Annotated in this window: 13 protein-coding genes and 1 pseudogene; 8 read left to right on the top strand and 6 right to left on the bottom strand. The window is 68.4% G+C overall.

From position 1 onward, the window contains the following. Nucleotides 1-194: 194 nt before the first annotated feature. The gene (locus A6F73_RS06390) at nucleotides 195-596 is read left to right on the top strand and encodes a hypothetical protein (RefSeq protein WP_063346880.1); all 402 of its coding nucleotides are present in this window, start codon (nucleotides 195-197) and stop codon (nucleotides 594-596) included. On the opposite strand, the gene A6F73_RS39110 is transcribed toward A6F73_RS06390, so the two are convergent. Next, nucleotides 564-1396 (bottom strand): IS5 family transposase gene (locus A6F73_RS39110; RefSeq protein ID WP_244293310.1). Its coding sequence is split into 2 segments (ribosomal slippage): nucleotides 564-1067 and nucleotides 1070-1396, totalling 831 coding nucleotides; the frame shifts between segments, so codons are not numbered across the junction. The two genes, A6F73_RS06390 and A6F73_RS39110, sit on opposite strands and share 33 nt — an antisense overlap. Before the next feature lie 268 nt (nucleotides 1397-1664). Here A6F73_RS39110 and A6F73_RS42895 point away from each other — a divergent pair. Further along, nucleotides 1665-1949 carry a hypothetical protein gene (locus A6F73_RS42895; protein ID WP_244293309.1) on the top strand — a complete coding sequence of 95 codons (285 nt, stop codon included), beginning with the start codon at nucleotides 1665-1667 and terminating at the stop codon, nucleotides 1947-1949. Between the two features lie 7 nt (nucleotides 1950-1956). Continuing rightward, nucleotides 1957-2697 (top strand): annotated as a pseudogene (locus A6F73_RS06370) (transposase family protein). A 182-nt stretch (nucleotides 2698-2879) separates the two neighbouring features. On the opposite strand, the gene A6F73_RS06365 reads toward A6F73_RS06370, so the two are convergent. Both A6F73_RS06365 and A6F73_RS06360 read right to left on the bottom strand, forming a co-directional pair. After that, nucleotides 2880-3476, bottom strand: coding sequence for a GNAT family N-acetyltransferase (locus tag A6F73_RS06365; RefSeq protein ID WP_063346876.1), 597 nt, complete (start codon nucleotides 3474-3476; stop codon nucleotides 2880-2882). Nucleotides 3477-3496: 20 nt separating this feature from the next. Next, the gene (locus tag A6F73_RS06360; protein WP_079135475.1) at nucleotides 3497-4777 is read right to left on the bottom strand and encodes a helix-turn-helix domain-containing protein; all 1281 of its coding nucleotides are present in this window, start codon (nucleotides 4775-4777) and stop codon (nucleotides 3497-3499) included. Between the two features lie 265 nt (nucleotides 4778-5042). Here A6F73_RS06360 and A6F73_RS06355 point away from each other — a divergent pair, with 265 nt between their 5' ends. Genes A6F73_RS06355 through A6F73_RS06335 form a run of 5 tightly spaced genes read left to right on the top strand, consistent with a single transcriptional unit; the run spans nucleotide 5043 to nucleotide 8929 of the window. Further along, nucleotides 5043-5717 (top strand): ATP-binding protein, encoded by a 675-nt coding sequence (locus A6F73_RS06355; protein ID WP_063346874.1) that lies wholly within the window; start codon nucleotides 5043-5045, stop codon nucleotides 5715-5717. Beyond that, nucleotides 5714-6664: a hypothetical protein gene (locus A6F73_RS06350; RefSeq protein WP_159398378.1), complete on the top strand. Its 951-nt coding sequence runs from the start codon at nucleotides 5714-5716 to the stop codon at nucleotides 6662-6664. The genes A6F73_RS06355 and A6F73_RS06350 overlap by 4 nt, the downstream gene beginning before the upstream one ends. Before the next feature lie 28 nt (nucleotides 6665-6692). Beyond that, on the top strand, nucleotides 6693-7301 hold the full coding sequence (locus A6F73_RS06345) for an AAA family ATPase (protein ID WP_063346872.1): 609 nt from the start codon (nucleotides 6693-6695) through the stop codon (nucleotides 7299-7301). Next, the gene (locus A6F73_RS06340) at nucleotides 7288-7821 is read left to right on the top strand and encodes a class IV adenylate cyclase (protein WP_063346871.1); all 534 of its coding nucleotides are present in this window, start codon (nucleotides 7288-7290) and stop codon (nucleotides 7819-7821) included. Before A6F73_RS06345 ends, A6F73_RS06340 begins: the two co-directional genes overlap by 14 nt. Before the next feature lie 13 nt (nucleotides 7822-7834). Further along, nucleotides 7835-8929 (top strand): radical SAM protein, encoded by a 1095-nt coding sequence (locus tag A6F73_RS06335; protein WP_063346870.1) that lies wholly within the window; start codon nucleotides 7835-7837, stop codon nucleotides 8927-8929. Between the two features lie 73 nt (nucleotides 8930-9002). On the opposite strand, the gene A6F73_RS06330 is transcribed toward A6F73_RS06335, so the two are convergent. From A6F73_RS06330 to A6F73_RS06320, 3 genes are all read right to left on the bottom strand, one after another. Then, complete coding sequence (locus A6F73_RS06330; protein WP_063350981.1) at nucleotides 9003-9905, bottom strand: 5'-3' exonuclease; 903 nt, start codon at nucleotides 9903-9905, stop codon at nucleotides 9003-9005. A 58-nt stretch (nucleotides 9906-9963) separates the two neighbouring features. Next, nucleotides 9964-11031 carry a cation diffusion facilitator family transporter gene (locus A6F73_RS06325; protein ID WP_063346869.1) on the bottom strand — a complete coding sequence of 356 codons (1068 nt, stop codon included), beginning with the start codon at nucleotides 11029-11031 and terminating at the stop codon, nucleotides 9964-9966. Nucleotides 11032-11186: 155 nt separating this feature from the next. Continuing rightward, nucleotides 11187-11915, bottom strand: coding sequence for a gamma-glutamyl-gamma-aminobutyrate hydrolase family protein (locus A6F73_RS06320; protein WP_063346868.1), 729 nt, complete (start codon nucleotides 11913-11915; stop codon nucleotides 11187-11189). Nucleotides 11916-11929: the final 14 nt, after the last annotated feature.

The raw sequence follows: 11929 nt of genomic DNA, 5'->3' as shown, positions 1-11929 counted from the left end.
TGGCCCGGTCTTGAGAGCTCGATGACCGGCATCAGAACCCGGTGTTACGGCTTTTGCTGTTTGCCTTGCGCGATCCAGACGGCGATCTCGACACCATGCTTGACCTTAGGGCTGTCCCCTATAAGAACTCCTAACGAAATGATCTTCGATGGGTCGGTTCCAGTCACTGGGGTGCTATCGGGCAGCATGGGGCGATGAACTCGGATGAGCCGGTGCCTCGGGAGTTGAAGGTCCTCGATACGACCTCGCTGGTCAGGCTGGAGGAGCGGGCATGCCAGCTCGGCCTCAACCAGCGGTTGGACCCGGTATGGGTGCAGGCGAATGCGGCGTCCAATGGAACCCACTATCTGTGGCCAGCCCTGTGGAACAGCCTGCCGCACCGCCCCGGCATCCCGCGTCAGATTCGGTGCGAACTGCTCATCACGCTTCATGCGGGAGACCGCGTGATGAGCCTGCTGGATATCCTGCCTGGTGACTTCACACCTCTGTCGAGAGTGACCTCACGGGCCGAGGGTATGCAGGTCAGCCAGCTCCTGGACAGCTCCCCGAGCGTCAGGGAATGGCTACTGAGCAGGGGAGTCCCGGACCGGCCGTGAGAGACGGCGCCAACAGATGAGTGCGCATCCCAGGCTCAGGAAGGCTTCGTGGATGTCATCGCGGATCTCCCAGCGGATGCGCAGGCGGCGGAACCAGTGCAGGTGGGCGAAGGCGCGTTCCACGACCCAGCGTTGAGTGCCGAGTCCGGAGCCGTGCTCGGTGCCTCGGCGGGCGATGAGCGGCTTCACGCCGAGGTTCCGGACCAGACGGCGGTGCTTGTCGTGGTCGTAGCCGCAGTCACCGAGCACGACGTCGGGGCGGCGCCGGGGCCGGCCGCGCTTGCCGCGAACGGACGGCACCGCCTGAAGCAGTGGAATGAGCTGGGTGACGTCATTGCGGTTGCCGCCGGTCAGGGTGACGGCGAGCGGGATACCGGTGGCGTCGGTGATCAGGTGGTGCTTGCTGCCCGTTCTGCCCCGGTCGACAGGACTTCGTCCCGTCTTGGATCCCCCTTTAACGCCCGGATGTGAGAGCCGTCCACAGCCGCCCAGGAGAAGTCCAGGGCGTTCGCGCTGCGGAGCTTGGCCAAGAGGACCTCGTGGAGCCGGGGCCAGACGCCAGCCTCCGTCCACTCGGCCAGGCGGCGCCAGCAGGTCATGCCCGACCCGAAGCCGAGTTCCTGCGGGAGATGTTCCCAGCTGATCCCGGTGTGCAGGACGAACAGGATGCCCTGGAACACCAGTCGGTCCGGATGCCGCTTCCGTCCTGGATGCCGCACCCGACGCTCAACCTTGGGCAGCAGCGGCTCGATCACCGCCCACAACTCGTCGTCAACATGCCACGGCTTCGGCCGAGCCACCCCACACCCCCGAATCGTCACTCCAGGAGCGATCCAACCATCTCGAAGATCATTTCGTTAGGAGTTCTAAGCGGGTGAGCCGGGGCGAGGACGACGGTACGGTGCCTGGATGGAGCCCTCGAACCCCGTATGTCCAGCTCACGGACCTGGCATCGATCCCGCGTCACTGATCGGTCGTCGGCTGGTGCGGCTTGTGGCGTCCTGGCACGTATATGAGGGACGAGAATCTGACACCCCTGTCGATCTGTGGCTCATCGATGACCAGGGGGTGTCCACCCACATCATGAGCGGAACGGACTGGTGCCTTGTGGTTGAGGCGTCCGAGCCGTACGAGGGCTACGACATGGGCGGCTGGGGCCGGATCGACGTGCGACCCGTTGACGAGGAGACTCCGCTGGCGAGCCGCATTGGGGAAGTCGTGCTCGGAGTCCGAGAGGACTGGGAGCCGCTGACGGGGCGGATGGGCCTTGAGATGGACTTCGCATCAGGAAGCGTCCGTTGTGAGAGCTGGTCCGGTGACCTCCGCACTCGAGCCATATGCTCGATGCCGTGATCTCACTATGGCTGGTGTGATCACGGCGTCGAAGCTGTCCTGGATAGCCCCGTTCACCGGGCTGAGCCCGCAGGACCTCCGCAAGCTGATGACGGTGCTACGCCGCGAGGGCGCCGAAGCGGTGCGTCCGGGTCGGCCATGGAGTCTTCCCTTGGAGGACCGGGTCCTGCTGGTCGCGGCCTACTGGCGTACGAACCTGACGCCGCGACAGCTGGCGCCACTGTTCGGCGTTTCCAGGTCCGCGGCCGACCGCATCATCGGCCACGTCGGCCCCCTGCTCGCATTCAAGCCCCGGCAACGGTTCCGCAAGGGCACGGTCCCGATCGTTGACGGCACCCTGGTGCCCACCCGTGACCATGCCGTCGCGGAGAAGTCCAAGAACTACCGGTACTCCACCAACCACCAGGTCGTCGCGGTCGGCAAGCCCCTCCCGGGCAACCGCAACGACTGGAAGGCCTAGGCGGAATCCGGTGCCAAAGCCGCCGTCGGCAAGACAACCACCATCGCCGACGGCGGCTACTCCGGAACCGGGCTGGTCATCCCACACCGTCGGCTCAAGGGCGGCGAACTCGCCGAGTGGCAGACCGAACACAACCGCGACCACAAGAAAGCATGAGCGCGAGACGGGCACGTCTTCGCCCGCATGAAAACCTGGAAGATCCTCCGCGACTGCCGTCTCAGGGGCGATGGCGTTCACCACGCCATGCTCGGCATCGCCCGCCTCCACAACCTCCTTCAGGCAGCGTGAGAGGGCTCGACCACCCATCCGCAGAGGCCGATCCATGACATCCAAAGGTCAATTACGGGACAGCCCTTTGGCGGTCTCGCTCAACCTGAGCGAGGCCGCCAACCACAACTCTCCGTGCGGCGACGATGGGTGGTGGGCAAGGACGGGGAAACGCAACTAAGGGAGGTGCGAGCCCCGCCACCTCAAGGCCGTTGACGCGGCGAGCCCCCTTCTGGGACCGGGCCCCCCGTCGCGGGCAGAACCATCGCGTCGTAGACGGGGCTGTCGTCGGCGTGCTTGATCCGCCCGATGATCTCGTAGCCCCACCGCCGGTAGGCGCCGTGTGCAGGCTCGTTGTCCGGGATGCAGGTGAGTGCCGTCCAGCGCTGTCGCCGTTCGGCGATCCACTCGTCGTGCAGGCGCCGACCGATTCCCTGGTTTCCATAGCCAGGTCGGACCATCAGTTCGCGCAGCCAGGCCACGCCTTCGGCTTTGGCGGCGGTGACCATCGCCTCCGGGCGCTGGTCACCGAGGGACGTCCACCACGTGCGTTCGGCCGGCAGGGTGACGCCGTGGACCAAGCCGACGACGGTCTCGCCGCTGTGCACGGTCAGGCACTCGAAGCCGTTCAGCTCGGTGGCGCCGAGCAGTCGGTCACGGAAGGCATCGACGGAGAAGAAAGGGTCTCCGATGTACGGCGGGACGTTGTAGACGTGGGTGTAGAGGTCGACCAGGTCGTCCAGCGCCCGTACGGTGGCGTCGGGGGTGTGGCGGTTGAGGCGGAGCTCGGCGATGGGCATGGGAGGAGCTTCCTTGCTGGTCAGGCGGCAGACTGGGTAATGCGTTCGATCGTGTGCCGGGCATGGGGGTTGTCGTTGAACCGGTGCAGCCCGTTGGCGATGCCGAGCAGCACCTGCTTGTTCCGGCGGGAGGTCATGCCACTGCCGATCATCCGGACGGACCGTTCGGCAGCGTCGATCGATTGGTCCAGGTTGCCGGCTGACAAAGCCGCTCCGGACAGGCGGACCAGGCACATTCCGCGGTTGCGGTCGTGCGCGGCGTCCTGCAACTCCGCCGACCGGCTGAGGAGGTGGATGGCCTTCTCGTGTTCGCCGAGGTCGCTGCGGCACATCCCTTCCAGACAGACCAACTCTGCTTCGTTCAGGAACCGAGCCCAGTCCGGATCGTCCTCGCTGGCGCCCCGCTCAAACCCGCGCCACGCACGGAGGATCGCTTCGTTGGTACTGGCCGCGTCGCCCAGAGCGGCGTGCCCCTGAGCCTCACGAATGGCCAGGAGCGAGTGGACGCGGGGCGGTACCCAGGGGCCGAGTCGGGTCGCAGCGATCTGTGCGTAGCGGACGGCGTCACGGCCCTTGCCGAGGTCGACGGCCTGCCTCGCCATGACGGACAGCGTGCGGATGGCCAGCGGCGAGTTGTTGAACAGCAATGCGGTGTTGAGGGCCTGGGACCAGTAGACAGATGCGTCTTGGGTTCGTCCGGCGTCGTAGCAGTACCAGCCGATGGAGGTGGTCAGTGAGCCCTGCATCGCCTGGAGTTCGTCGCCGACCCCCGTGGAGAACGTCCCCCGGTCCAGGAGCCCGTGGATGTAGTGCAGGGTGTGTCTGGCGGAGCGCCAAAGGCTGTCGCCGCCGAAGCGCTGATCCCATGCGTCGAGGTGTTGAAGGACCGCGCGTAGGTCCTCGACCTCGTCCTCACCGATCCGGAGAGGCTCGGTCGGCCGAACGCCGACGACCGGTGAGAGCCAGGGCAATCCGCCAAGGGCGGCAGCCACTCCGGCTGCCAGTGCGTCACGTCGGTTCACAGGCGGGATGATGACTCCTTCCAAGACGCCTGCGCCACCCGGCGAAAGATCTACCGGCGACACGAAGCCCAGTTTGTCGTACGAGACCTGGAACACTTCGCATAGCGACCGGAGGACCTCCGGTGCGCGGGGGACGTCCGGGCCGGGTGTTGTCTCCCAGCGTCGCCACTGCCGTTCGCTCACCCCCACCGCTTCAGCGGCGGCAGCCTGAGTGAGGTTCAGTCGCTTTCGGGCCTCGTACAGCAGCTGGTTCCGGCTTTTGGGGGTCCGCCTGCTCACGGCAGCGCCTTATGCAGCATCACGTACCAAACATAGAGAGGGATTCAGTCCTTCGGTCGGATTCCGTCCGGATTCACCGTTGTGGACGCGGAATGTCCGGTGAATGTCCGGTCGATGTCTGGCTCCATGTCCTTCCCGGCCTTCACTGGCGCTGGTGGAATGAGCGTCCACTACGGAGCGGATTCGACTCGTCACGGAGTGGCGTATCCGCCTCGCAGTAGTCCTGTCCCGCCCCTGCACTGGAGCCACCCCCGGAGGGAATGTCATGCCCACCTCTGAGTTTGAGCTGTCGGCCGAATCCGTCAGCGCCAGCACGGCCCGACGCACCACACGGAGGATCCTTCGCGGGTTTGGCCTGGTTCTCGGCCAGGACCTGGAGGACACTGTCCTGCTTCTCGTCTCCGAGCTGGCGACCAACGCCATCAGGCATGCGACGGGTACGACGTTCATGGTCTCGTTGCAGATCGACAAGGAGCTGCTGCGAGTAGCCGTGATCGACCGGGCAAGCCGATCTCCGCAGCTTCGGACAGCTGTGGAGACCGACCAGCACGGACGAGGCCTGGAACTCGTGAAGGCGCTCTCCACTCGCTTCGGCTGGAATCGCCTGGGTGACGGCAACGAGGTCTGGTTCGAGCTGGAATTCAACGAGCCCACCCAACCCGCCGCCCCAGCGCCGGCCCTCGCGGGCGAGCGGGGCGGCTTGCAGATCGCGATGCTGGGCTCGGGCGCCGTCGTAGTCGGAGGGGCGCACACGCTCGCGGCGTCCAGTTCGCCCCTCGGCGTCTCCGGGACGGAAGGCCAGGACGCTCGTGGGGCCCTTGTGAAGGCTGGCAGGGCAGGGGCACTTCGCGGAATCGCTGCCCCGGATCGATGCTTCTTCTCGCCGTTCTCGCCCATCTCGTCCCTCCACCCACTCCCGTACCCGAGGACTGCGCCGTGAGCGTCGGACCGCGCACCAGAACGCTACTCAAGACCACAACCCCGGCCCGCAGACTGGACATTGCGGCGTCCTTCGAGGCACTGACGCAGGCGGGCGTGGCCACCGGTGGCGACGTCGCGAAGGCCGAGCTGGTCAGCGACAGCCCGAACCATCTGTGGTCGCTGCCGACTTCACGCGCGCTCGCCATCGTCCACCCCGACCTGGACGAGGCCGGGGCGCTCATCAAGGGCGCGCAGTTCCTGCGACAGCATCAAGTCCCCGTCACCTCCCCCCGGTGCACCGACGTCCGCGCGTCTGCCGAGGGCCGGGCCGTGACCTTCTGGGAGGACCCCGGGAAGCCGAGCGCCGACACGTCCCTGTCCGCATGGGTGACCGCCCTCACGCACCGGACCGACCCCAGGGCGGCCCCGTGGCTCAGGGAGCACGATCCGTTCGCCGGGCTGTTGGACGGCCTGGGCGACGCTCCGCTGAACGAGGCCTCCCACAGCTTCCTGCGCGACCACGCTGCCCAACTGCGCGAGGAGTGGGACTACCTCGACTGGCCGACACCGGACACCGTCATCCTCGGCGCCCTCGGGATGGCCCCCTGCCACGACGACGGAGTCCACGTCGGGCTCCTGCTGCGCTGCCCGCTGACGCGCGGCCATCGCGAGTGGGACCTGGTCGCCGCCCGCTGGCGCTCCGAACTGCTCATCGGCCCGCGCGAAGACCACCGGACCTACGCCGACACCTACCTCTCGTACGACCGGGAGGGCCAGCCCCTGGACCACCCCTACATCGGCGCCTGGTCCGGCTACCAGGTCGTACGCGACATCGTCGTCCTCACCACGGTGATGGACACGGTGCGCCGCGCCCACCTCGACGCCAACCTCCGCCAGGAGGCGGCCCACCGGATCACCTGCCTGCGCGGTGCCCACCCGGCCCCGTGGAACTGGGGGCTGCGATGACAAGTCCGAACAGGGATATGGAGTTCACATGGACGTGACCCGAGGGTTCTTCATCACCGTCGACGGTCTCAGCGCGAGTGGGAAGACCACCGTCGCCCCGCTGGTCGCCGCCTTGGTCAATGGCGTTCACCTCACCGACGGGACACTGCCGACGTTCCCCCGCATGCGTGTGGAAGTCGACGCCGCCGACATCCTGCCGGCGCGGTTCCACTGGTGGATGATGGCCAACCACATCAAGTCCGAGACCGCCAGGGTGCTCATCAAGGGCGGTCGGACGGTGGTGGTCGAGTCCTACTTCCCGCGCACCATCGCCACACACAGGGCGATGGGTCACGACTGTGTGCCGGAGTACCCGGATGGGGCTCTCGTCCCGCACGTGCCGATTTTGTTGGAGGTGGACGAACGCGTCCGCCAGGAGCGGCTTCGTCGGCGGGCCGAGCTGGGAACGCTGAGCTCCTGGCACCGGCGGGAGGAATCGAACGTGGCCGAAAGCTCCCGTGTGTACCGGGCGTTCGGACTGCTGCGGGTCGACGGCACCGACCGCACGCCTGGTGAGGTGGCTCGCAGTATCGCCGACACCGTGCGCTCATCTGCCCGTATCGCGCTGAGGAAGGCAATTCCCCATGACCGCAACTGAGTTCGAAGCGAAGATCCTCAACGTCGATCCGGAGAAGATCCGCGTGCTCCTGACCGAGGCCGGGGCTGAGCACGTGGTCGACCGCTTCCAGCGCCGCTACGTCTACGACATCCCCGGTCGGCCGGGCGCGTGGGTCCGGCTGCGTGACACCGGCACCGACGTCACGTTGTGCGTCAAGGAGATCCACTCCGATGCGATCGACGGCGTGACCGAAACGGAGACGACCGTCGGCGGCTTCGACGCCACGAACACGCTCCTCGGCAAGCTCGGCTACCAACCGAAGGCGTACCAGGAGAACCGCCGGTCCTCCTGGACGCTCGGCGGCGCGGCCGTCGAGATCGACCACTGGCCGCTGATCCCCCCGTACCTGGAGATCGAGGGCGACAGCGCCGAACACGTCCATGCGACCGCCCTCGCTCTCAAGCTTCCTCTGGAGAAGCTCACGAGCGAGAACACGACCAAGGTCTACCGCCGGTACGGGATCGACATCGACGCGATTCCCCGGCTCACGTTCGAATGACAGGAGACGAGCCTTGTCAGTTACCCAACGCCCGGCAGTCCGGGTCGTCCGGGACCGGACCATCCGCATCAAGGTGATCGACGACTGCGGGTTGGCCTGCACGTTCTGCCACAACGAGGGAACGCCGGTCACCGTCGACAATCAGGGCCGCGCCGAACTGCCCTTCGGCGCGGGCCCGGGCAGGACCGGGCGCGTGTCGATCTACAGCGAGACGAACGGTGTCGGTTTCCTCGCCGCCAGGATGGCCCCGGACATGTCCTTCCGGCGGGCGGTGCGAACTGTGGCGAGGGCGTTCGACGCCGACGAGGTTCACCTCACGGGAGGGGAGCCCACCCTCCACACGGAGGTGCCCGCGCTGGTCGCGGCGCTGTCCGGCATGGGGTTGAGCGTCGGGATGACCAGCAATGGGGAACGCGGCCGGCAGGTCATGCCGGAGTGTTCGGCGGCCGGCCTCAACCGGGTCAACGTCTCGGTCTTCGGTACCACCGCCGAAGAGCTCCAGGCCGTTCAGTCCGAGCGTTTCAGGTCTGCGGGCCTGGCCGAGGCGAAGATCCGGGCAGCGGAACAGACCGTCCGGTCCGCCGTCTCCAACGGTGTGAAGGTCTCGGTGAACATCGTCGTTCCCGGAATGGCCCACGTGGACCGGGTCGTCAACCTGGTCGAGTCGTACGGCCAGTTCGCGGATGTGCGGATGCTCACCAGCATCCAGGACGGGGCGGATTCGACCGCGGCGATCTCCGAAGCGCTGGCCCGGGTCGGCGCGGAACCGGTGCTTCGGACGTTCACCGCCGGCACCTCCGACGAGCGCACCCTGTACCGGGCGCTCGGCGGCCGGGCGGTCTACGTGAAGCGGCTGCTGCCCGTAAGGCTCCCGGACACCTGCGCGTCGTGCCGGTTCAACAACGACACGGACTGCGAGGAGGGCTACTACGGCATCCGCCTGTACCTCACCGAACAGGGGGAGTACATGCTCGGCGTCTGCATCCAGCGCATGGACCTCTGCGTCCCCGTGGCCGATCTGTCGAAGAGCGGGATCGTGGAAGAGGTGCAGGCCTTCAAGGACGCCGAAGTCCGGCGGCTGACGAGCGAGTACGGTGCCGCCGCCTGAGTCTCTGGCTGTCGGTCGGGTATCCAGGGCCCGCACGTTCGACTCGAACGTGCGGGCCCTCTCGCGTGCGGCCTCAGCGGGTGGCGAGGGATTCCAGGAGGCGGTCGAGGGAGGTGCCGAGGCCCCAGCGGGTGGCGAGGTCTTCGAGGGTCATCGGGTCGAGCGGCTCGTGGGGGAGTGCCGGGTCGAAGGTGGGGAGGGGGGCGTCGGGGGCGACGCGGACGACGGTGGGGGCGACGTCGAGGTAGGCGGCGCCTTCGACGAGGTTGCGGCGGCGGGCCGGGGTGAGCTTGGAGGAGAGGTCGAGGGCGGCGGCGCGGATGGTGGTGAGGTCGCCGTACTCGTTGATGAGCTGGGCGGCGGTCTTCTCGCCGATGCCCTTGACGCCGGGCAGGCCGTCGCTCGGGTCCCCGCGCAGGGCGGCCATGTCGGCGTACTGGGCGCCGCGCACGCCGTACTTCTCCAGGAGCAGCGCGTCGTCGGTGATCTGGAGGTTGCCCATGCCCTTGACCGGGTAGAGCACGGTGATCTCGCGGGCGTCGTCGACCAGTTGGAACAGGTCGCGGTCGCCGGTGACGATCTGTACGGGCCCTTCGGCGCGGGCGGTGAGGGTGCCGATCACGTCGTCGGCCTCGTAGCCGGGGGAGCCGACGCGGGCGATGCCGAGCGCGTCCAGGACCTGTTCGATCACCGGGACCTGCGGGGCGAGCGTGTCCGGCACCTCCTCCTCGCCGTCCTGGGCCGCCTCGGCGACCCGGTGGGTCTTGTACGAGGGGAGGAGGTCGACCCGCCACTGCGGGCGCCAGTCGGCGTCCATGCAGGCGACGAGCTGGTCGGGGCGGTGGTCGTGGACCAGCCGGGCGATGAAGTCCAGCAGGCCGCGGACGGCGTTGACCGGTTCGCCCTGGGGGGAGCGCAGGGTGTCCGGCACGCCGTAGTAGGCCCGGAAGTACAGGCTGGCGGAGTCGAGGAGCATCAGTCGCGGTGCGGTCACGTGTCAGATCATGCCGCACCGCGACGACAGGAGGGCGGCTTCAGTGCTCGTGCGGGCCGGCGCGGTGGACCGGGCCGTGCGCGTCGGCGCAGTGTTCGGCGGGCTGTTCGCCGGGGGCGGCGATCTGGAGCAGGGCGCCGGCCGCGTCCTCGCCGACGTGGTCGACCTGGAGCGTGCTGTGGGTGATGCCGTACTCGTCGGCCAGTCCGCGCTGGAGCTCGCGCCGGACGGCGTGGCAGTCGCCGCCGGGGGTGACGAGGATGTGTGCGGACAGGGCGGGCTGGTTGGAGGTGATCTCCCAGATGTGCAGGTCGTGGATCTCCTCGACCAGCGGCTGGGCGACCATCCGGTCGGCCACCGCGTCCGGGTCGATGCCGGCCGGGGCGGCCTCCAGGAAGATCCGCCCGGAGTCGCGGACCAGGCCGATGCCGGCCTTGAGCATCAGCGCGACGACGACCAGCGAGGCGATCGCGTCGGCCCGGACGAAGCCGGTGGTCAGCATGACGGCGCCGGCGACGGCGGTGGCGATGAACGCGTACAGGTCGGTGAGCACGTGCTGGAAGGCGCCCTCGACGTTGAGCGAGCTGCGGTTGGCCTTCGACATGCACCAGGCGGCGGCCAGGTTGACGACGATCCCGATCAGTGCGGTGACCAGCACCAGTGAGCCGGCGACCTCCGGCGGTTCGAACAGCCGGGTGACGGCCTCGTAGCCCAGCCAGGCGGACAGCACCAGCAGGGTGACGCCGTTGGCCTGGGCGGACAGGATCTCGGCGCGCTTGAGGCCGTACGTGTAGCCGCCGCGGGCCGGGCGGGCGGCGAGGCGCATCGCGACCAGCGCGAGGACGATCGAGGCGGCGTCGGTGAGCATGTGCGCCGCGTCGGAGATCAGGGCCAGGGACTTCGCGGCGAAGCCGACGACGACCTCTCCGGCCATGAAGACGACGATGAGTGTGAGGGCGCTGAGCAGCCAGCGGCGGTCGGCGTCGGCGGCGACACCGTGCGAGTGGCCTCCGTGGCCGCCGAGTCCGCCGTGCCGGTGTCCGCCGTGGTCGTGCGCGTGCTTGTGGTCATGCGCATGATCAGTGTGGGAATGCTCGTGCCCGGCCATCGAAGTCCTCTCTGGACGCACGGGTGGGGAGGGGAGGGGCGCGATCGCCCTGCACCCGAAGTGAACCGCAGAACGGACAAAGATCCAAAGGCTGTACTGGTGACCGTTGTCGTTGCCGTTGAGCGGTCCGTTCCGCCCGGGCGGGCGGGCCCCGGCTACCCGATCAGCGCGGTGTCCAACTGCGCCGCGGTGGCCGCCCGGACCAGGGCCCGCATCACCCGCAGGTCCTCCCCCTGCTCCGGGTGCCACTGCACGCCGAGGGTGAACCCCGGGCCCTCGACCGCCTCGACCGTCCCGTCCGGCGCGTGGGCCGAGACCCGCAGGCCGGCCCCGACCCGGTCGACGGCCTGGTGGTGGAAGGTCGGCACCTCCACCTCGCTCTCCGGGAGCAGCCCGCCGAGCAGCGTCCCCGGCACCGGCCGCACCAGGTGCGTCCCGTAGCCGCCGTCCGCGCCGCCGTGGACGTCGACCGGCACGACGTCCGGCAGGTGCTGGACGAGCGTCCCGCCGCAGACGACGTTGAGCACCTGCATGCCCCGGCAGATCCCCAGCAGCGGCATCCCGGCCGCCAGGGCCGCCCGCAGCAGGGCCGACTCCCACCGGTCCCGTTCGGGGGAGTCGACCTCGGTGCGGGGGTGGGCGGGCTGGCCGTAGTAGGCGGGGTCGATGTCGGGCCCGCCCGCGATGACGAGGGCGTCGAGCCGGGCGAGCACCTCGGGTGCGCGGTCGGGGGAGTCGGGCGGGAGCAGCACCGCGATCCCGCCGGACTCCTGGACGTACGCGGTGTACCGCTCGGGCACCAGGGCCACCCGGCGGCCCTGCCAGTTGCTCCAACTCGCGTCGACCAGGTAGGTGCTGACGCCGATGAAAGGCCTGCGATCCATGGCGGGCATTCTCC

The sequence above is a fragment of the Streptomyces sp. MJM8645 genome (assembly GCF_001625365.1).
In the GTDB taxonomy this organism is placed as follows: domain Bacteria; phylum Actinomycetota; class Actinomycetes; order Streptomycetales; family Streptomycetaceae; genus Kitasatospora.
Note: the sequence above shows the minus strand (reverse complement) of the source record. Positions and strands in the feature narration are given on the sequence as shown.